At 63.0% G+C, this 20,444-nt stretch carries 12 protein-coding genes; 5 read left to right on the top strand and 7 right to left on the bottom strand.

What is annotated here, in order from left to right; translation table 11 throughout:
* Positions 1 to 5: 5 nt before the first annotated feature.
* Positions 6 to 1,127, bottom strand: a complete 1,122-nt coding sequence (locus tag P5205_01120; protein HSA08951.1) for a type IV pilus twitching motility protein PilT — start codon at positions 1,125 to 1,127, stop codon at positions 6 to 8.
* 130 nt (positions 1,128 to 1,257) lie between these two features.
* Positions 1,258 to 2,970 (bottom strand): ATPase, T2SS/T4P/T4SS family, encoded by a 1,713-nt coding sequence (locus P5205_01115; protein HSA08950.1) that lies wholly within the window; start codon positions 2,968 to 2,970, stop codon positions 1,258 to 1,260.
* A gap of 582 nt (positions 2,971 to 3,552) precedes the next feature.
* On the opposite strand from P5205_01115, the gene P5205_01110 reads away from it, so the two are divergent.
* The 4 genes from P5205_01110 to P5205_01095 all read left to right on the top strand — a co-directional run bounded on the left by P5205_01110 (position 3,553) and on the right by P5205_01095 (position 8,231).
* Positions 3,553 to 3,966, top strand: coding sequence for an STAS/SEC14 domain-containing protein (locus P5205_01110; protein ID HSA08949.1), 414 nt, complete (start codon positions 3,553 to 3,555; stop codon positions 3,964 to 3,966).
* A 135-nt stretch (positions 3,967 to 4,101) separates the two neighbouring features.
* Positions 4,102 to 5,391, top strand: coding sequence for a DUF5009 domain-containing protein (locus P5205_01105; protein HSA08948.1), 1,290 nt, complete (start codon positions 4,102 to 4,104; stop codon positions 5,389 to 5,391).
* A 188-nt stretch (positions 5,392 to 5,579) separates the two neighbouring features.
* A complete protein-coding gene (locus P5205_01100) occupies positions 5,580 to 7,004 on the top strand; it encodes a DUF4434 domain-containing protein (protein ID HSA08947.1) in 1,425 nt (474 codons plus the stop codon).
* A gap of 156 nt (positions 7,005 to 7,160) precedes the next feature.
* On the top strand, positions 7,161 to 8,231 hold the full coding sequence (locus P5205_01095) for a M42 family metallopeptidase (GenBank protein HSA08946.1): 1,071 nt from the start codon (positions 7,161 to 7,163) through the stop codon (positions 8,229 to 8,231).
* Between the two features lie 475 nt (positions 8,232 to 8,706).
* On the opposite strand, the gene P5205_01090 is transcribed toward P5205_01095, so the two are convergent.
* Genes P5205_01090 through P5205_01080 form a run of 3 tightly spaced genes read right to left on the bottom strand, consistent with a single transcriptional unit; the run spans position 8,707 to position 10,977 of the window.
* Positions 8,707 to 9,393, bottom strand: a complete 687-nt coding sequence (locus tag P5205_01090) for a LysE family transporter (protein ID HSA08945.1) — start codon at positions 9,391 to 9,393, stop codon at positions 8,707 to 8,709.
* 6 nt (positions 9,394 to 9,399) lie between these two features.
* Positions 9,400 to 10,272: a CDP-diacylglycerol--serine O-phosphatidyltransferase gene (gene pssA / locus P5205_01085; GenBank protein HSA08944.1), complete on the bottom strand. Its 873-nt coding sequence runs from the start codon at positions 10,270 to 10,272 to the stop codon at positions 9,400 to 9,402.
* A gap of 6 nt (positions 10,273 to 10,278) precedes the next feature.
* Positions 10,279 to 10,977 (bottom strand): phosphatidylserine decarboxylase, encoded by a 699-nt coding sequence (locus P5205_01080; GenBank protein HSA08943.1) that lies wholly within the window; start codon positions 10,975 to 10,977, stop codon positions 10,279 to 10,281.
* A 227-nt stretch (positions 10,978 to 11,204) separates the two neighbouring features.
* On the opposite strand from P5205_01080, the gene P5205_01075 reads away from it, so the two are divergent.
* Positions 11,205 to 13,520: a hypothetical protein gene (locus P5205_01075; GenBank protein HSA08942.1), complete on the top strand. Its 2,316-nt coding sequence runs from the start codon at positions 11,205 to 11,207 to the stop codon at positions 13,518 to 13,520.
* A 1,568-nt stretch (positions 13,521 to 15,088) separates the two neighbouring features.
* Here the strand turns inward: P5205_01075 and P5205_01070 are convergent.
* The gene (locus P5205_01070) at positions 15,089 to 15,838 is read right to left on the bottom strand and encodes a carboxypeptidase-like regulatory domain-containing protein (GenBank protein ID HSA08941.1); all 750 of its coding nucleotides are present in this window, start codon (positions 15,836 to 15,838) and stop codon (positions 15,089 to 15,091) included.
* Positions 15,839 to 16,125: 287 nt separating this feature from the next.
* Entirely contained in the window at positions 16,126 to 20,283 is a 4,158-nt protein-coding gene (locus tag P5205_01065; protein HSA08940.1) for an alpha/beta hydrolase, read from the bottom strand.
* Positions 20,284 to 20,444 lie beyond the last annotated feature (161 nt).

The following is a 20,444-nucleotide window of genomic DNA, read 5'->3' as shown; positions in this document are numbered from 1 at the left end:
CGTGGTTACACTTTCCCCTCGACCACCGCCTGGCTGTCGGCGCCCACAGCCGCCGCCAGCTCCAGCTCCTGAAGTTTCGCCTGGATGGTAACCGGGTCCTGGGCCTTGGTGATCACTTCCTCGCGGGCGATCATGCCCGCCAGATATTTCTCAATCAGGAAGCTGTCCAGAGTGACCATCCCGTACTTGGCGCCCGTTTGGATGTCGGACTGAATGCGGAAGCTCTTGTTGTCGCGGATGAGCGCGGCGATGGAGGGCGTATTGATCATGATCTCGAATATGGCCACGCGCCCGGGTTTATCTATGCGCGGCAGCAACAATTGCGAGATGACCGACTGCAGCACGGTGGAGAGCTGGATGCGAATTTGCTCCTGCTGATTGGTAGGGAAGGCGTTGACGACGCGGTCAATGGTCTTGGCGGCGCCGGTGGTGTGCAGGGTGCCGAAAACCAAGTGCCCCGTTTCAGCCGCCGTGATCGCGGCGTCAATCGTCTCCAGGTCGCGCATTTCGCCGACCAGAATGACGTCCGGGTCCTGGCGCAGCACGCGTCGCAGCGCCTCGGCAAAGTTCGGCACGTCCACCCCGATCTCCCGCTGGGTGATGAGGGCTTTCTTGTGCTTGTGGTAGTACTCGATGGGATCCTCAATGGTGACGATATGGGCCTCGTCCCGCTCCTCGTTGATGATGTTGATCATCGAGGCGAGCGTGGTGGTCTTGCCCGAGCCGGTGGGCCCGGTAACGAGCACCAGCCCGCGCGGCTTGTAGAGCAGCTCCTTGGTCGAGGGCGGCAGGCCAATCTGCTCCATCGTCAGCATCTTGTTGGGAATCTGGCGCAGGACGATGCCGAAGTTGCCCTTCTCCTTGAAGACGCTCACCCGGAACCGCGCCATGTCGCCGAAGGCGAAGCCAAAGTCGGCCCCGCCGCGCTCGCGCACGTGCTGAATGTGGTCCTCCGAGGTAATGCTGCGCATCAACTCCTCGGTGTCCTCCGGCGTCAGGGCCGGGCCCTCGACCCGGTGCAGGATGCCATGCACGCGAATCACGGGCGCGGTGCCTACGCGGATATGCAGGTCGGAGGAGCCTTCCGACACCACCAACTGCAACAGATCGGACATCGAGTAAGACATGCTTAAATCCAGTTATGCGCCCACGCTATTGCCTGCGCCATTCAATACTCACCGTATCTTACCACGAAGAATAGACCGCCGTGAAGCTCATTTGTCACGTCCCGGCAATCGGCCATCCTCCGCCAAACCGCTAATCCACATCGCCCACCGTCGCGCGGATGACCTCGTCGGGTGTGGTCAAACCCGCTTGCGTCTTGCGGATGCCGTCTTCGCGAAGGGTGCGCATCCCCATCTCGCGGGCGCGGGCGCGCAGGACCGAGGCCGGAACCTTCTCGTAGATGAGCTTCCGCGCCTCGTCGTCAATGACGAAGATTTCGAAGATGCCAAAGCGGCCGCGGTAGCCGGTATTGGCGCAGTTGGAACAGCCTTTGCCCTTGAGGAAGGTGGCTCCCTGAAGGCTGCTGGCTTCCAAGCCCAGCGTTCGCATTTCGGCTTCCGAGGGCAGGCAGGGGCCACTGCACTGGCGGCAGACCTTGCGGACCAGCCGCTGGGCCATCAGGCCGCGGGTGGAGGAGGCGACGAGGAAGGGCTTGACGCCAATATCAATCAAGCGGGTGACGGCGCTCGGCGCGTCGTTGGTATGGAGGGTCGAGAAGACCAGGTGCCCGGTAAGCGAGGCATTGATGGCAATGGTCGCCGTTTCGAGGTCGCGGATTTCCCCAATCATGATGACGTTGGGCGCCTGGCGCAGGATCGAGCGCAGGGCGAAGGCGAAGGTCAGGCCGACCGCTTCGCTGACCTGCACCTGGTTGATGCCCGAAAGCAGGTACTCCACGGGGTCTTCGACGGTAATGATCTTCCGGTCGGGCCGATTGATGAAGTGCAGGCAGGAATAGAGCGTGGTCGTCTTGCCCGAGCCCGTCGGCCCCGTGATGAGCAGGATGCCGTCCGGCAAACCAATGAGCCGCTCGAAGGTCTGCTGATCATCGGTGAAGAAGCCCAGTTCCGGCAGCCCCAGCCGCAGCCCTTCCTTGTCCAGAATACGCATGACGATGCTCTCGCCGTGGTTGGTGGGCAAACAGGACACGCGCAGGTCAATGAGCTTGCCGCCCACCGAAGTCTGGATGCGCCCGTCCTGCGGAATGCGGTGCTCCGAAATGGACATGTTGGACTGGATCTTCAGGCGGCTGATCACCGCCGCCTGCAGCCGTTTGGGGGGGGCCTTGACCTCGTGGAGCACGCCGTCAATGCGGTAGCGCATGCGGAATGTCTTGGGCAGCGGTTCCAGGTGAATATCCGAGGCGCGCATCTTGAACGCCTCGACAATGATCGAATTGACCAGCTTGATGAGCGGCGCGTCGGCTTCCACCACCGCGCCGTCCTGGGCCGCCTCCGCCTGCACCTCGACATGCTCGCGGGTCAGGTCTTCGATGGCCTCTTTGAGGCGGGGATCGGTCGCCATGCCGCCCCGCTCCGCGTAGTACTTGCTCAGCCCGGCTTCGATGTCGGATTCGGAGGCGACCCGCAGTTCGATCTCCGCGTGCAACAGGTGCGCCAGGCTGTCAATGGTGTCGAGGTCCGACGGGTCGGCCAGCGCGACGGTCAGGCTGCCGTCGTGCTTGGAAACGGGCACGACGCGGTATTTCCGGGCGATATGGCGCGGGATTGTGGCAATGACATCGTCGGGAACCTGCAGTTCGCTGAGGTTGACGACTTCAGCGCCAAAATGGGCGGCCTTCGCCTGGGTGACATCCTCCGGACGAACGACCTTGTTGGCCACCAGCAGGTCCACCACCCCCACCCCTGCCTCGCTGGCCTCCTGCCGGGCCTCGTCCACCTTGTCGGGGGACACGAAGCCGAGGTCGACCAGCACGTCTAACAGATAATCGTCTTTTTCAGCCACAACTTATTCGGCGCTGCACACGCTCGTCACAGCAGGGTGTACCAGAGTAGCGGGGAACAGCGCAATGTCAATGCGCGCGCTTTGAGAAATGACACCCGGGAGCGCCGCCTGGCGTCACGTTCAATTGTCCGTTGAAATACCTACGAAAAGTCCGTATTGGCCGGAATTGCAGGGGCGCGCGGGCTGGAGGAGGATAAGCTGTTCCTTGGAAGGGAACGGGATGGCGGCGTCCGCGAATGCGCTACTCCGGCGCCGCCTTCCACTTGGCGCAGCCTCCGCTGGCTGCGCCTTCTTGTTGTGTCCTGCCCTCGCGCTGAACTTACCCGTGTAGGGATTATCCCTACAGAATTATCCGGCTTTCCCCGACTAGTCAAAAATGACGTTGCGGCTATAAATTTGTGCATAACGGCATCGCGTACCCTGCTTGGGTGCGCACCGGTGCAAGGGGATTTTGGGGCAAGGAACGGCGGCGCACGGGAGGGAAGCGCCGCTTTGGGAGCAAGGGCAAACCCGGGCGCAGTCCTGTGCGGCTGCGCCCGGGGTGCCGCCAGTTGGAATCGTTGAGCGCACAGGTGATAAACCATGGGTTGGGAAGTTAAACACGAGCCCCACAAAGACTGGGTGGCGGTGAAGGCCTCCGGGACAATCCAGAATGAGGATGCCAAGGCGCAAGCCGCCAAAGTCATTTGCCTGCTGAAGAAGCACAAAGCAGCCCGGGTGCTTGTGGATTATGCGAAAGCGCTCTCCGAGGTGTCGTTGCCCGAGGTCTGTTGGCTGGCAAATCAAGCCACGCTGCAGGACGCCCCGTGGCACCTTCGGCTCGCGCTGGTGCTGCCGGTCACGCATTACCGGCTTGATTCTTACCAGTTCTTTGAACTGGTCTTCAGGAGCGCCGGTTACGAGGTGAAGCTCTTCGAGAAAAGGGAGGGGGCGGCGCGTTGGCTTGCGCAGACGCCGCAGTGCCACAAGCGGGGAGCACACCTCGCCCACGCCTGACGCGATTCGCGGCAGGGCAGGCATCTTGACTGTTCCACCGGCCTGTCTTCGGCGGGGCCGCGTCAGCTATGACGTCCTTTGCCAGGAAACCGCTTCAGCTTGAAATGGAACGGGGTCTCGTCCAGTGTGCCGTGCATGAAACCGCTGCTGGTGGAGCCGGCCCCGGGTGATGGCGCAAGTTCTCTGCTTCGGCCGGCACTGGCCGGGCGCGTGGACCCGCCGGGTGCGCTCGCGCGTCTGACTTCGCTGGACGTTTTCCGTGGCCTGGTCATCCTGGCGATGACCCTCGTCAACTACCTCGCCGGCGTGAAGAATATCCCCGCCTGGGCGAAGCACATGCCGGAAGACGCGGAAGGCTACACTTTCGTGGATTTGGTCTTCCCCGGCTTCCTCTTCATTGTGGGCGTGGCCATCCCGCTGGCGCTGCACAAGCGCCTGGCCCGGGGGGAGTCTCTATTCTCTCTGCTGCAGCGCGTGCTGGTGCGGACGGCCTCGTTGCTCTTTGTCGGGGTGCTCATGGTCAACTCCAGCTTCTACTCTGCCGACGCCGCCGGCGTCAGCAAGAGCCTGTGGTTTCTGCTGGCCATGCTGGCGGTGGTGGCGCTCTGGACCACCTGCGCGGCGGACGCGCCGAAAGCAAAGCGGCGGGTGTTGCTGGGCTTGCGAATCCTGGCCGGGCTGGTCCTGGCGGTCCTGCTGATTGTGTTTCGTGGCAAGGACGCGGCGGGTGACGTGGTCTGGCTGCAGCACGCCTGGTGGGGCATCCTGGGGTTGATCGGTTGGGCCTATTTGGTTTGCTGCCTGGCTTACCTGGTCTTTCGCGGCAGCTCGGTCGCCTTGATGGGCGTGCTCGGCTTCCTCCTCGCGCTTTACATCGGCGACAAGCACGGCGTGCTGGACTGGCTGGGGCGGGTGCACAACTTCGTCGGTGTCGGCGCGGTGCTGGGCAGCACCGCGGCCAGCGTGATGATCGGTGTGCTGGTCGGGAACACTTTCGTCGGGGAGGCCGCCTCTCTCCGGCCGCCCATCCGGGTCCGCTTTTTTCTGCTATTCGGGCTGGGGCTGTACCTGGCCGGAACGCTCGTCCGGCCGCTGCACGGCATCAACAAGGTCGCCGCGACGGATGCCTATGCCCTGGTCAGCGGCGGCATTTGCTGTCTGGCGTTTCTGCTGGTGTACTGGGTGGTGGATATTCTCGCCCTGCGGCGCTGGGCGGGCCTGCTGGTGCCCATTGGCCAGAATGCGCTGCTGGCCTACATCCTGCCTGGCATCGTCGCGAATCTGTTTGCGGTGATCGGACTGCCGGGCTTGCTTTGGCAATTCGGCAGCGGATGGCCGGGCGCGCTTAACGCCGGTGTGTTGACCGTCCTGGTCATGGCCCTCACCTGGGGCGCAACCCGCGTTGGCATTGTGCTCAGGCTCTGAGTGCCGCAAGCAGCTCTACTCCGGCTCGCGGTCAAAGTGCCCGGACTTCCCCTGCAATCTCACCGAAAGCAGGGCGGCTTCCGCAGCAGGGGACGCTCTTCCGGGAAGCAGCCGCATAAATCCGGCTCAGATGAACTGTATTCCCTGGTGTATCGCCTTGGAGGTTTGACACGCGCCGCCTGTCTGTTATGAGAAGCCCAATGAGCGGCAAAGGACTTTTGATCATGCCGGCTTGCGGGGTGATTTTGGCGGCAGCCATCTCAGCGGCGGCAGCCGAGCCCGCCAAAACGCCTGCCGATCCGGCAACGTTCGGTCCGCGGATCAGCCTGACGCTGATCCCGCCATCACCGATCAGCGACCGGATTTCGTTAGATATCCGCGGTGCCGTGAGAAACACCGCTGCATCGTCCCGGGAGTATCATGTCAGGGTCTATCTGGACCGGGAGAAGCCGGACCATCTGCTGCATGAACAGCAGCTCATGGTGGCGCCGGGCTCAGCGCGGGGACTCCGCTTCAACTGGCCGGCCCGCGGCCATGCCGGCCGCCATCGGGTAATCCTGGTCGCCGAGTCGGACGACAGGACGCTTCGGGCGGAGCAATCCATCGAGATCCTGCGGGCCGCGGACCGTTCCACACGGCGGCTGGGCGGGGCCTGGGTGGATATCTATCATTTCTCGGAGAAGGAAGTGAAGCTGTTCAACCCGGAGCTGGGGAAGATGACCGACCGGCAGTGGCGCGAGCTGGTGCGGGCGATGCACGCGGTGGAACAGAACGTCATGGTCATCACTATGGTGTTCGAGAACTACACCCACCGGAGCCAGCACAAGATTGAAACCGAAGGCTACCACGGCAAGGCCTATTATCCGTCCCGGCTTTACCCGGGGCGCATGCCCATTGCCTCGAAGGATCCGCTGGAAACAATCTTCGCCGAGGCGGACCGGCTGGGCATGCACGTGATGCCGGGTGTCGGCAATTACGCGTTCTTTGACTACACCCCCGGCGCGCTGGCGTGGGCAAAGCAAGTGGCGGCTGAGTTGTGGGAACGCTACGGGCACCACCGCTCTTTCTACGGCTGGTATGTCACCGCGGAAAAGGATGGTTCCCTGGGCAGCGAAGCCGAGCGGGCGGAGATCGTGGAGTTTTTCGCCGCATTCACCCCGTACCTGCGCCGGCTGGCACCGGATAAACCGGTCATGCTCGCCCCGAACTCCTACCGGATCAAAGGCGCGGAGGAAGCTTACCGCCGGCTGCTGCCTCACCTGGACATTCTCTGCCCGTTCGGCTTTCATCGCATGCCCGCGGGGGACCTTGCCGGCGAGGAAGCCGCCGGGATCTTGCAGGCATTGTGCGACCAGAGCGGCGCCCATCTGTGGATGGACCTGGAGAGTTTCCTCTTCCTGGATAACGTCGAAGGCGGTCCGCTGATACCACGGCCCATCGAAGGGCTGGTGAGCGATTTCACCCGGTTCGGCAACTTCGAGAAGGCCCTCCATTACCAGTTCCCCGGCCTGATGAGTTCGCCCTCCATGTCGCGCCAGCCCGGCGGCCCGGCATCGGTAAGGCTCTACAACGACTACCGGCGCTATCTGAAGAAGTCGGCGGGCGGGCAGTGATTGATTCGCCGAGCGTGCCGGGAGGCATTCGCGCGAGCTTTGTTCCGCTGCCGATGTCCCCGGGCCGGCAGAGCTTTGTCCGCCTCCAGGCGGCCCCGCATCATCACGAGGTTTTTTGCCTTCCCAATCCTGTGGCTTGGCCCTTAAATGCCCCCCATGCGCGAGCAATCACTCTCCTTCCTCAAGACGCTGGTCAATACCCCCAGCCCCGTCGGCTACGAAACCCGCGGCCAGCGGGCCTGGCTTGATTACGTCACGCCCTTCGCGGACGAGACTTTCTCCGACGCCTACGGCAATTGCGTCGCTGTGCTCAACAAGGGCGGTTCGCCCCGGCTCATGTTCTCCGGCCATGCCGACGAAATCGCCATGGCCGTGAATTACATCAACGAAGATGGGTACCTTTACGTGCGCAAAATGGGCGGTGTGGATGCCGCCATCACCAAGGCGCAGCGCGTGGTCATTTACACCCGCAACGGCCCGATCAAGGGCGTTGTCGGCAATGTCGCCCCGCACTTGATGAAGGAGGAGAAGGATGCCAAGCCGCCCAAGATACACGACCTGTTCATTGACATTGGCGCCGCCAACCGCAAGGAAGCCGAACGGCTCGTGCGGATCGGCGACCCCATCACGCTGACCGCCGAGTTCGACGTCCTGCGCAACGACCTGGTCGTGGCCCGGGCCTTCGACAACCGCATCGGCACCTTCGCGGTCGCCGAAGCCCTGCGGCTGCTGAAGGAATCCAAGGCCAAACTGAACGCCGAAGTCTGCGCCGTCTCCAACGTGCAGGAGGAAGTGGGCCTGCTGGGCGCGCGCCAGATCGCTTATTCGCTCAAGCCCGAGATCGCGCTGGTGGTGGATGTCACGCACGCGACCGACTATCCGACCGTCAGCAAGGCGCAGCACGGCGACACGAAAATCGGCAAAGGCCCGGCCATCACCCATGGCGGCTGCAATCATCCGGAAGTGGTGGCGCGCATCGAAGCCGTGGCCAAGGCCCGCAACATACCCCTCCAGCACGAGGCCATGTCCTCCAGCAGCGGCACGGATACGGATGTGATTTTCTGGACGCGCGGCGGCATCGCCAGCGCCCTGATCAGCCTCCCCAATCGCTACATGCACTCACCCGTCGAGGTGGTGAGCCTGAAGGACCTCGAGCAGATTCCCAAGTTGCTGGCCGCCTTCGCCACTTCGGTCAGGAAGGGCGAACAGTTTAAAGTCAAGATCTGAGCCGGGTGGCCGCGGCTCGGCCAGGCGAGCCAGGTCGGCTGCCTTATTTAGTGGTTTTTGGCGGAATTCCGGGGAATACCGATGGCGATCCGCCGTCTCGCCCCCCCTTCCTGACTCCAGCACCCCCGCCAGGCGGGCTCCACGCCCTTGCGATGGCCGCACGCCGGCGTTGGCCTGCGGCTGGCTGGACGATGGCTTGTCAATGCGGTCAGGCTACGGTGTGGTTCCCATGGGGGTCGGGCCCCATGGGAACCACACCGTAGCACCACCATACTGTCACCATATTACCAAGCCAGAGGTGCCGGGGGCAGCGGGGACTGAAAAAGGCCGGCAGGCAGCATCACTGTCCAAAATATGGACAGTGTGCGGGCGAGAACGACTGTTGGCAGTTCCCGGGGGCCCGTGATGAACCTATTTAATGGCCACAGACTTCCGACCGCCGCCGTATAGGGGATCGTTCCCGAGCAAACGCAAGTCAGTGGTGGTGGCGCATCTGCCAGATGATGCTCCCGCCGTGAATCAGCGCCAGGATCAGCAGGCCCCCGCCTGACCAGTGCTCCATGCGCAGGAGCGTTTTCTCGCGTAGCTTGCCGTGCCCGAGCGAAACCGCCCAGCTCAACCCTAAGAACCACGCCCCTGTTCCAGCCGCCACGCCGGCCACGCATGCCAGCTTGCCCGGCCAGTCGGGTGTGACCCATTCCCGCGAGATGAAGTTGGCCGCCAGAATGATCCAGAACACCAGCACGCCCACATTGCCCATCACCCGCACCAGCCCGGTCATGAAGGCCGAATGCGGGTGCAGCCGATGCTCGATCCGCTCCTCGATCCGGTCCGCCGCCGCGCTCAGGTGCACCGGCGCTTGCACTGACTTGGACAGCATGAACTTGAACCCGAGGAACAGCATGAACACGAAGCTGAATAATTCCATCGCCGCCTTGACATATCCCCGGCTGAAGAAGGACGCGAATCCGGTGAACGCGATGAAGCAGTAGATGACCTCCATGGTTGTCGCCCCCAGCCCGATCAGCACGGCCCATTTGAAGCCGCGCCGCGCGCCTTCATTCAGGATTGTGAGGTTGATCGGCCCCACCGGAATGGAGAGCAGCAGGCCGCTGATCAGGCCCGTCACGCCGGCAACCAAAATGGGCGACAGCTCGGCCATGCTCGGCTACCCAAGCGTGACCGGCTCTTCCTGCTCCTCTTCCTCCTCCTCAATCTCCTGCCGCATTTTGCGCGAAATGCGGGGCCGAATGAACCCGTAAACCAGGTAGGCCGTGAAAAACGCCGGCAGCACAAAAACGAGTATCTTCTCCCGGAGAATCACGATGCTGCCCAGAAACAGGATGGCCACCAGCGTCTTGGTGAAGGTCCGGGTCGCGCGCAAATCCAGCGTCTTGAAACTGGGATACTTCACGTTGCTGACCATCATCCACGAAAGGAACAGCATCAGGATCGGCAGGCAGTAGCGCCAATTGCCGGTGGCGAACCCCTTCTCGTCCCACCAGATCATGAACAGGGTCAGCGAGGCCACCAGGCCCGCCGCCGAAGGAATCGGGAAGCCCAGAAAGTCCTTGGAATGCTCCGCGCGCATGGCCGTCAGGCAATTGAACCGGGCCAGGCGGAACGCGCCGCACAGCAGATACACCGAGGCGAGCAGCCAGCCCCATTCCTCGTGGCCGCCAAACACGTCTTTGAGCACGACGCGATGCACCAGGAAGGCCGGCGCCACGCCGAATGAGATCAGGTCAGCCAGCGAATCAAACTCGCGCCCGAACGGGCTCTCCACCCCGCCCATCCGCGCCACCCGCCCGTCAAACAGGTCGAAGATGCACGCCAGCAGGATGAACCCCAGCGCCACTTTGATCGGCTGGAAATCCCCCCCGGGAATGTTGGCCTCGACGATCTTGGTCAGCGCGACGAAGCCGCAGAACAGGTTGGCCGCCGTCAGCAGGTTCGGCAGAAAGTAGATCTTCAGCTTGGGCTCGGGCGTATCGTTGAGCGGCGGCTGGGGCGAGGGCTGTGCGTGGACCTGGTCGCTCATGTTGCCTCACTCAAATACCGCCAGCACGGTCTGGCCGCTGACCACGTGGTCGCCCAGCTTCACCTGGATTTTTGCCCCGGCGGGCAGATACACGTCGGCCCGCGAGCCGAACTGGATCAGCCCAATGCGGTCGCCCCGGGCGACCTCGTCGCCCAGTTGGACAAAGGGGACAATCCGGCGCGCAATCACCCCGGCGATCAGCCGCACGCCGACTTTCCGGCCGGGCGGCTCGCTCGCTTCGAAGCCCAGCAGCACATTCTCGTTGCAGGTCGCCGACTCGGCCTTCAGCGCGTTGAGGAACTGCCCCATCGTGTATTTGTACCAAGCCACCTTGCCGCTCACCGGGGCATTTTGAACGTGCACGTCAATGACGGAGAGGAAGATCGAGATCCGCTGGCACTCGCCGCCCATGAAATCGGGTTCGGTGGTCGTTCCGATCACATCCACTTTGCCGTGGGCCGGGGCCAGCACCAGGTTCGCCCCGGCCGGCACCCGCGGATTCGGGTCCCGAAAGAAGTAGAGGGTAAAGAGGGCGAATAGAATCCAGAGCACTATCACCACCGGGATCGTCGCCAATCCCATCGCGCCGAGAAGGGTTGCTGCCGCCACAAACAGCGCGCCCAGGACCCACAGCACCACCAGCGCAATCAGCGACCACAAGATCAGCTTGAAGGCTGCCTTCCGCGCTTTGCCCGAGTGTTTCATGCGGCGCGAAGGTAAAGTCTCCGGTTCCCCGGGCAAAGGTTAAAGTTGGCGGCCCAGCAAGGCCTCTGTCTTGGGTGCGGCCGCCTCGCCGAAGCGGCCAAACGGTGGCGCTTTCGGCGAAGGCGCCCTGTCAAACTGAAGGATTACAGGATGGGTTCCTTTTTACTTTGCGCCCCGGGCGAAAGAGGTAGGCTCATTCTGGTTGATCGTGTTGCAAATGACCGCGCATGAAAACGAATAGTATCATCCTGATCGCGGTCCTGACCCTGGCAGGACTGGGGATCGGCATGCTCATTGGCGGACGGCTCTCCGCGCCATCGGCGCCGCCTGTGGCTTCAGCGCCGTCGGCGGGGCCACTGGCCCCGGAGCCATTGCCACCCATCAAGACTCCTCCCCGAACCGGTGGCGCCGAGACCGCCGCAGCTCCGGCCCAACCGGCTTCCCTGGCGGAAACCATGTCTGCACTCCAGAAGGCCAGCCGCGCCGACAGCGGCTGGAATCACCAAACGCTGACCAGGCTCATCCAGAAGGTGAACCCGTCGGATATCCCGCAATTGCTGGCCCTGGTCGAGAAACTGCCTTCCGCCAGCCAGAAATCCCAGTTGCGCACGCTCCTGCTGGGGCGATGGGCGGAGACCGATGTCTCCGCTGCGATGGCGTATGCCGCGGCCGTCGCCGGTTATCAGATTCGGGAACGGGCAGTTCTCACCGTCCTCTACTCGTGGGCGGAGCAGGACGTGGAAGCCGCCAGCGCCTGGGCGCAACAACTCCCGCCCGGCCAGCTCCGCAGGCACGCCATTGACAGCATCAGCGCCAAACTGGCTCAGAAGAGTCCGGAAGCTGCGCTCGAGCTGTTAACAAACAACTCCTTGGATAACCGGCGCTGGGGCACGCTGAATAACGTGTTCAGCGCCTGGGCCGCCAGCGACCCTGCCACTGCGGCCGCCAGAGCCGCCCAGCTTCCTTCCGCCCAGCAACGCGAGCAAGCCTTCCAAGCCATCGCCTCTCAATGGGCGGAACAAGACCCGCAGGCCGCCCTGGCATGGGCCAACAGTCTGCCGGGTAACCGCGAGAAATCCAGCGCCGTCTCCCGCGTTATCGCCCAATGGGCCGGCACTGACCCTGAATCTGCCGCGGCTTACGCCCTGTCGCTCCCCGCCGGCCATGCGCGCAACAACTCCATCAGCTCGGTCGCTTCCCAGTGGGCGAATACCGACCTGGCGGGCGCGGTAGCCTGGGTCCAACAGTTGCCTGAGGGCCAGGCCAAACAAAGCGCCTTGAACAGCATGACCTGGCAGTGGATTCAGGCCGATCCCCAGGCGGCCCTTGCCTACGCGCAAAAGCTCCCCCAGGGCCACACCCGCAACGAGTTGCTGAGCAACCTCGGCAGCCAGTTCGCCCAGCAAGACCCGCAGTCCGCCATGGCTTGGGTACAATCGCTGCCTGCCGGCCAGACCCGCAATCAAGTGATTGGGCGCATCGCTCACACGCTGGCCTGGAACGATCCCAAGGCCGCCGCCGCAATCGCCGCGACGCTGCCGCCGGGCCAGACCAGGAACCAAGCGATCAGAGAGATCAGCCGCAGTTGGGGCCAAGTGGACATTAAAGAAGCTTCGGCGTGGATCAACACCCTGCCGGACGGCCCCACCAAGCGCGATGCCCAGCAGAGTCTGTCTTATCAGATGGCCGAGAACGATCCGGAAGCGGCAGCCGATTACGCCTTGTCGCTGCCCGCGGGGCAATTGCGCAACAACTTCATTAATCGCGTCGCCTCTGCGTGGGCGAACTCGGACCTCAACGCCGCGGTGGCCTGGATGCAAAAACTCCCCAATGGCCGGGCCAAGCAGGACGCCGTGAACAGCTTGAGCTATCAGTGGGCCCAAACCGATCCCCAGGGCGCCGCGGCCTATGCCCAGACCTTGCCGGCCGGCGAAATGCAAAACAGCGTCGTCAATACCCTGGCCAGTCAATGGGCCGCAACCGACCCGAAATCCGCTTCCGCCTGGGCCAATCAGTTTCCCGAAGGCGAAGCCCGCAGCCGGGCCCTGGCCGGCGTAGTCTCAAGCTGGGCGGAGACCGCGCCACAGGAGGCGGCCGGCTTTGCCGCGGCGCTCCCGGCCGGTGAAAGCAAAGAACGCGCGGTGCTCTCGGCCGTCTCCCAGTGGGCCCGCAACGAACCCGAAACCGCCGCCGCCTGGGTGGCCGGTTTCGGCGAAGGCAAACTGCGCGAGCGCGCCACCCGCAACCTCGTGTCCGCCTGGGCGGATAGCGATCCCGCCGCCGCCGGCCAGTGGCTGCAAAACCTGCCGGCCGGCAATGCGCGCGAAGCGGCCGTCCAGAGCTACGTCGGCCAGCTCAGTTACTCCTTCCCCGAAATGGCCGCGCCGTGGGCCGAAACCATCACCGACCCCGACAGGCGCAACAGTCACCTCGAGAGCGTCGCCCGCACCTGGCTCGAAGCCGACCCCGCCGCCGCCGAAGCCTGGCTGGCCAAGACGAGCCTGCCGGATGACCGGAAGCAGCGGTTGTTGAAGCGGCAGTGAGGTTTGGCTGGAGGCTATAGGCTGCAGGCTGGAGGAAAGGCGAGGAAAAGGGGGCAAGCCGGTCGGATTACTACCGTAGTCTTATCGTAGTCTCACCGTAACAAGCAGCCTACGGCAGGCTGGCGGGGGGGGCTGGGCGCGGGAGGGGGTGCCCGCCAAATTTGGCAGCAGGTTCTTGTTGAAGGAACGCAGCGTGCAGTGGAGCTTGCAGTCATGGCGTCTGGCGCGTACGCAGTGATGGCACCTGCCGGTGTGGGAACACCGAGCGGGGAAATGCTGTCATGAGCAAGCCCGATCTGATCAAGGGGCGGAGCTGCCGGGGCTGCCCGTGGCAAACCCGGTGGGGCGGGTGTCGCAACCCGGTGATGCGAAGCGGGCGGTGCGGGGGCTGGGTGTGGTATGTGCGTGGGGGCAAGCAGTTTCGGCATCGGTATGTAAAGCCGAAGGACCCGCGGACGCCGGGGCAATTACGGTGCCGGGCCAGACTGGGGGCGGCATCGCGGGCGTGGAGCAGCAGTCCGGAGGTGACGGAGGCGGAGCGGCAGGTGTGCATTGCGGCGGGGAGAAGGAAGCGGAGCCGCCCGCGCCTGGGCCAGTCGGGGTGGTTGACGGGGCAACAGTATTACGTGGGGAGGCGATGCGAGCAGGGGCGGGAGAAGGTAGAAGTGGGAAGGAAGGATGAAGGATTAAGAGTAAGGCGGGCGGATGCAGGAGGCAGGGGGCAGAATGGAGGAGGAGGAGTTGTGGAAGTGAGGCAACCAGAGGGAGATGCACGATCCACATCGGGCGCACACCATAGGTACACTGTGGGTACAAGGGAGATACAAGGCATAGACAAGGCACAGGGGAGGGAGGACTACCGGGGCAAGGGCGGCGCAGTGACGGTGCGGGTGGCGGGCGGGGTGAGGGCCAGCACGGGGTTGGGAAGGGCTGAACCAAAGGGCGGTCGTGGCGGGGAATGGCAGATGGCAAATGGCAAAGCGGGGCGTGGGCTTAGGCTGGGGGAGAGCGACGCAGGCTGGGGGCTGGCGGTTGGAGGGCGGGGGCGAGGGCCGCCGGGGGTTCGGGTGGCGGTGGCGGTGCGCTGCTGGAGGAGGCGGACCTCGGCGAGGGCGTCCGCACAATCTCGAGGTGCCTGAGTGTTGGTCATGGCTTTTTGGTTTGGTTGTGGAAGAAGCCGCGAGCCGGTGCGGAAAGGAAAGGGGCGTGAACTCAACGCCCACTCACTTGAGGCTCTGGAAAGCCCGCCACGAATGAACCCCAAGCCACGCCCGATGGGGCGTGAACTCGGCGCGGTTCTGCGACAGAATTCTCCAGATTCAAGAGCGACCGCAGCCGAAGCTACGCAAGATTCAGTTGGTTTGGTTCAGTTCTCTATTCGGTGATTCCTTTCAGTTGTCTCCCCAATTAAAGCTTCTTTGCGGTGGTCGAGCAAGAGTTGTGTTTGGGGGATCCGGGGGCAGGCGGCTGCGCCACCGTGGCGGACGAAGGCAAGAGTGGGATGACGGCGATTAGGAAGTCGGGGGGGGCGCCAACGCGGAGGTTGGATCGCCAGGTAGTCTTTTCCCTCAGTTCTTGGGCTCCAGATAGCGGGAGCCGTCTGGATTGATGGCGTACCGCAGGCGGGCTCCGCCCCACCCAATGGCAGTCTCCACGGTCAGCCAGCCGTACTGCGGGGGCTGGCCAAAGGCGATGTAGTAGCTCTTCTTCAACGTCCTTGCCCAGTTCGTCTGGCCCTTGTTGAACTGGAATGCGACCACAGGTTGATAGCCGGTCTCGGGGGCGTCAAACGGGAATTCATCGTTCTGTTCGACGAGGCCACCACTGGGTATCTGGAGTTGAAAGCTCCACGCAGTTGCATTCTTTGCCTCTAGGTATTGGGGTTTCGTCTGGGTAATTTGCAGCTGGCCCTCGGAACCCGTTTTCCGGGATAGCAGGTTTACCAAGACCGGTACACCGTTGCGAGGCACGGTGACCTCAAGCTCGGGCAACATCCCGTTCTGAGAGGTAATCAAGGCAGTTCCCGGCCCTTTCTTCCGGAGATGGAAAACCACGGGGTTGCTCGGGTCGGGGGCGAAAGGCTGGTCGCCGGCAAGTTTAAGGTAGTTGAAGTTGTTGCGATCGAGGCTCCTGACCGCGTAGTAGCCCGGCTTGCGAACATACACATCCAGTCCGGCACCGTTGACGCCGACCAAGGAGAAGAGGCCTCGGGCATCGCTGAAGGTGTTCGTCTTGAAATCAGCCTCGGGATGTACGTGAGTCCAAAGGAAATCAACTGTGGCTCCTTGGACCGGCTGGCCGCTCTCGTCAAGGACCATCCCGTAGAATTCGATTGGCGGCTGAACGCTCTGCAGCCAGTGTTGAAAGCCTTCTGATATCCCTCCGCCAGCTGATGACGGAGCCTCCGGCGCAGGGTGGCTGGCCGGAAATCGATCAGGTGTCGCCGCGGTCGCCAGTGTATCTTGGACGGTCGCAGTGGACGCTGGGCGTTCCCCGCTGGCGGCTGCGTTGTTGGGCGGGAGGGCCTGCGGTCCAGGCCGAATCACCCAGAGTAGAGCAAGTGCAAGGCAGAACAGAACGAGAATCGTAAGCAATACCTTTGGTCTCATGGGATAGGGAAGAGGCTTGTCCTTAACTGGGAGTAGAATGGGGCGACTGCAGGGTCTTGGATGCTTCGGTTCCACTGAGCGCTGTGATCACTGCTCCCGCCTCCGAAACCGAATCTGCTCTGGAGGTTGACTTCGGCGCCCTCAATTTGCCCTTGGACCGCTGCTTGAGCTCCTACAGCTTTGGTCCGGGGCCGAGCAACGAAGGGCATTATTTCGTGGGCGTTTGTGACCGAACGGGTCGGGCCATTGTAGTATCCCCCCCATGCAGGGGAGAGGAGACTCTGGTTCCACCAGTTCGTTCTCACCTCGTGGTTGATGGCATCGGTATAATAGCCGAGCAGGGTGTTGGGTTTCATCGTCACGGGCCCGTTCGTGACCGGAAGATAGAGCTTCTGGTTCCACTCCCAGGCAATGGTTAGTGCGAAGTCCCCTGGGTTAAAGAAGTTGAGCAGTTGGCCACCGCCGCGGAGCGCAGCACTGATGCCGTCGGCATAGTTGCTGTAGGTGTTGGGGGTGGGAACCGTCTGCTCCAGACTCTCGAACGCGGGGAGATTTGTAACGGCGGAGTCATAGCACTGCGCGGGGACCGCAGCCTGCATAAGGACGTAATTGTCAATTGGGGCCTGGCTGGCGGAGGTGAGCTCCCGAAGGGCCTGCATCATGACGATATTTCCCATGCTGTGAGCGCACACGCTGATGGTGTCGTCGGGGAAGCGGAGGCGCAGGTCGCTGAGGTAGGCCGCCGTGCCCGTGCCCGATTTGAAGGCGATATGCTCGCTACGATTGTAGGTGGCATAGTCCAGACCGAAGAACGGGTCTGTGTCCGCTGAGCGGGTAGGCCAGCGCAAGCTGGCAAAGCGTCCCTGAAAGCCCTGCCAGTAAAGGCGCTTGAACATGGTCTCAGCGAAGACAAAGTACTCGGGCTCGGGCACACGCCAGCCATGAAGGAAGACGGCGAGTTGGCTGGCCTCACCGGTGTTTGCGGTTGCATAAGAATGCACCCGGAAGCCGCTGTTGGTGTCCTGCTCGACCATGGCGGGCCACTCCTGGACAACGTTGGTGACGAGCGCCTGCTCATAGAGATCTTTGATGTCGTGCAGGTCCAGCCAAGCCGAGGTTTGGCAGAGGATATTGGTTCCTTGGGAAATGGTCAGCATTAACGCACCGCTGCCAACCCCTGCTGTCTCGAACAGGAGGTGCTGGGTGCCACCAAAAACAAAGGCGCCCTCAGGGAATGTGAACTCTGCATTGTTGGACACCGTGGCGATCGCGGCCCCGTAGTGGGGTGATAAAGAAGCCGCAACCTGCTGCGCAGCGACGTTCGCATTCGTCAAGTAGCGGATACCTCCGTCGGTTTCGCAACTCCAGTAGAGCCTGATGGCAGGGGTGCCCCGGGTGCTCTGCAGGCTCAGCGTGACGGCATAATTCGTCTGGAATATCGACAGCGGCGGCACGCCGCAGACCCACAGCCGAGCGAAGTCCTCCAAATTGCGTTCGGAGTGGATTGTCCCGTAGGTGCAATCGGGGAAGTTGATGCGATTGGTCTCGGCGTCCGCCCCAACGCCAGTGCCGTCATGGTCATTATTGACCCAGAAAACAAAGGGCCGGGCCTGGGAGGTGTTGTCCGGCCCGGCGAAGCTGAGGTCCATGGTGCCGTCGTGGTTCACATCCAACTGTAGTTTGATGACGTGGACGATGCCAGTGCCTTGCTGGCCGGTGTCAATGTCGGGCATGGTGACCAGGGCGGCAGGGCCGGGCTGCATGCGGAAGAACTCGCCATAGGGGGAGAGCAGGCCGGCGCTGTTGGTGGTGGCCACACCGCTGGTGTCTACGGTGCAGGCTTGGTCGAAGTACTGTTCGAGATAGGCGTAGGTGCCGCTGTAGCCGTTGGTGATGGCCTGCTTGGCCCAACCGCAGACGGTGATGGACTGGCCGAAACCCGTCATGAGGAGGGGCGAGGTGTTGGTGACGTTGAAGTCGGGTGAGCCGGGCAGTGGCGGGCGTGGGGTGCCGTAGTAGAAGTAAGGGGTCTGGCTGGCGAAGTAGTAGTCCACGGTTTGCAGGATAGGCGCCTCGACCGCACAGAAATAATCCGCCCCGTGGTACCGCGGGCCGGTGGGGCCACCCGCCGTCAGCGTATGGCGCCGCAGCGGCGAATCGAGGTTCAACAGCACCGCCTCCAGCGGCAGGCCGTAGGCGTTAACGACCCCGCGCAGGAGATAGATGTTGGTGTCCCCGACGCCGACGCCGATCTCGGCAAGGTCATTGGAAAACTGCTGGGCTGAAAGGTTGGGAACCCAGCGAGCGTAAAGGAAGGGATAGTTGGTCACGGAGAGAGCCAGGGGCAGCGGGTCGCAATTGGTGCAAGTGAGCTGGTAATTGGGATCGTAAAGCCAGCGGAAGCCGGGCAACTGCCACTCGTAGCCAACTCCGTTGGTCCATTGGCCGGCCGCGTTAAAATCTCCCGGGTCGTAAGCGAGGTTGCGCCAAAGATGGTTTTTCTGAGCCGGGCGGAGTTCCTGCATCACTGAGTAGTTGAGGGTGGAACTGAACGTGTGGAAGCCATAGTATTCGTAACTGGCGGGGCTGGAAGGCCGGGCGAAGTAGGTTTCGGGTTTCCAGACGCTCTCGAAATAGCCACCCCAATAGGCGTCGCCGGGGCCGCAGCTGAAGGGCTGATGCACCGTGGCCGAGCAGAGCAGGAACTTGAGGTTCTCTTTAAGGTGGGAGGAAGCATCTGTGAATCGGAACACGGTGGGGTCCTGCCCTTCCGGAGCAGCGACAGGTCCGACGTACACGGCATTGCCAAAAGCCCCGGAATCCGTGAATGCCTGCAAGCACAGACCAGACTGCGCGAGCGGCGCAACGGCTGCATCGGGTAGAGTCATTACACCGTTTAGAATGTTTGATGCCGGGAGGTCGATCCCCGGCCATCCGCCCCAAGGGTCGTCAGCGAATAGCCGGAGACTGGTTACCGAGTCCGGAAGTGCGGACACCGCCAGGTCGAGATGGCCGCCGGCACCACGAACCACGAAGGCAGTCGTCGTAATCTCGGGAGGAAATACCGGGGTGCTGGCACTGACGGCGCTCGCTCCGTCTGAGAAGCACGCACGAACCTGGTAGGCTGGTTGGAGATAGTATGTGCCCGTCAACGGGTAGTCTGGGGTAAGGCTGGCAGTAAACGTAGATGGACCGACTTCGCCCACGGGATACCACCACGAGTCGCCGTACCCCCAGTACCCGGCTTCGATCACATAGTTGGTAACTGGACCACCACCCGATTCCCAAGTGAGAGTGACGTTGGTGCCCGTGGAATCAACCCGGGCGACCACGTTCCTGGGCGGCGGCGGCGTGTGCCACTGGAGAGGATTCCAGCCGTTTTGGCAGGCCTGGAGGACGGTCCAGCCGTCGCCCGAGGGGCAGAGGGTGTAGGGGTCAATGTCGGTGGTGCCGAAGTATTGGAGCAGCCACCAGTCGGGGATGCCGCTGCCGTTGCTGTCCTCCCAAGAGCGGCACGACAGAAAGAGGCTGTTTGTGCGAGCCCCTACCTCCACCGCCGTTGGGGTCCAGTCCTGGTCAGCGGAGCCAGGGACGAACCCTTCGGAGAACCATTCCACATTGGTGAGTGTTTGCCTGGAGAGAATCTCATAGGTCACGTCCGGGGTGGTGCCGTGAATGGTCAGGGGCGCAAGGCCGTTGGTGATCTGGGAGATGGAGAGCCAGAGCGAGTTGGACGGGTAACCCAGCGATTCGAGTGGCCCGCCGCCTTCCTCTGTGCCCATGGGCTCGGCCAGCCCCAACTGATCCTCGAGATCGCGGAGCGCCTTGTCTATTTCACGCTGCTGTTGGAGGGCGGCGTAATCAACGGCGCTGTCGTCCACGAGGAAGTGGCGGTCATCGAGGGCATAGATCAGGACGTTGGTCATGCTGCCCGGCGGGCAGGGCAGCGGCGGGTAAGGTTTGCCGGGGTTGGGGCCAAACAGGAGCCAGAAGGTGCCGAACCGGGGCACGGCGGTCGGATCGAGGGGTTGGAGGGCGGCGGCCTGTTCGGGGGTGATGTCAGGCGGCCAGGGCCAAGCGGGGCTGGATGCCAGGATCAATGCTGCCAACACGGCGATGCTGCGGATAACCGACTGGGCTTTCGGCGTCTTCATAAGGTGGTGCCTCTGAGCGGCCCCTTCGCCACGGAACTGAAGGGGCGCGAACCTAACGCACCCCGACTGAGGCACCGCGAAGCGCCTTCCCCGGAAGTACGCCAAGCCGCGCCCGATGGGGGCGCTTGCTTGGCACGTTCCGGGGGAGAATCTCGCGGTCT

The organism is Candidatus Paceibacterota bacterium (assembly GCA_035452965.1).
Lineage (GTDB): Bacteria > Verrucomicrobiota > Verrucomicrobiia > Limisphaerales > UBA8199 > UBA8199.
Note: the sequence above shows the minus strand (reverse complement) of the source record. Positions and strands in the feature narration are given on the sequence as shown.

Bases quoted from the DNA above. Each gene is read 5' to 3' on its own strand.
- P5205_01120 (HSA08951.1), bottom strand. From the start codon at position 1,127: ATGTCTTACTCGATGTCCGATCTGTTGCAGTTGGTGGTGTCGGAAGGC.
- P5205_01110 (HSA08949.1), top strand. From the start codon at position 3,553: ATGGGTTGGGAAGTTAAACACGAGCCCCACAAAGACTGGGTGGCGGTG.
- P5205_01105 (HSA08948.1), top strand. From the start codon at position 4,102: ATGAAACCGCTGCTGGTGGAGCCGGCCCCGGGTGATGGCGCAAGTTCT.
- P5205_01100 (HSA08947.1), top strand. From the start codon at position 5,580: ATGAGAAGCCCAATGAGCGGCAAAGGACTTTTGATCATGCCGGCTTGC.
- P5205_01095 (HSA08946.1), top strand. From the start codon at position 7,161: ATGCGCGAGCAATCACTCTCCTTCCTCAAGACGCTGGTCAATACCCCC.
- P5205_01090 (HSA08945.1), bottom strand. From the start codon at position 9,393: ATGGCCGAGCTGTCGCCCATTTTGGTTGCCGGCGTGACGGGCCTGATC.
- pssA (HSA08944.1), bottom strand. From the start codon at position 10,272: ATGAGCGACCAGGTCCACGCACAGCCCTCGCCCCAGCCGCCGCTCAAC.
- P5205_01080 (HSA08943.1), bottom strand. From the start codon at position 10,977: ATGAAACACTCGGGCAAAGCGCGGAAGGCAGCCTTCAAGCTGATCTTG.
- P5205_01075 (HSA08942.1), top strand. From the start codon at position 11,205: ATGAAAACGAATAGTATCATCCTGATCGCGGTCCTGACCCTGGCAGGA.
- P5205_01070 (HSA08941.1), bottom strand. From the start codon at position 15,838: ATGGTCCTTGACGAGAGCGGCCAGCCGGTCCAAGGAGCCACAGTTGAT.
- P5205_01065 (HSA08940.1), bottom strand. From the start codon at position 20,283: ATGAAGACGCCGAAAGCCCAGTCGGTTATCCGCAGCATCGCCGTGTTG.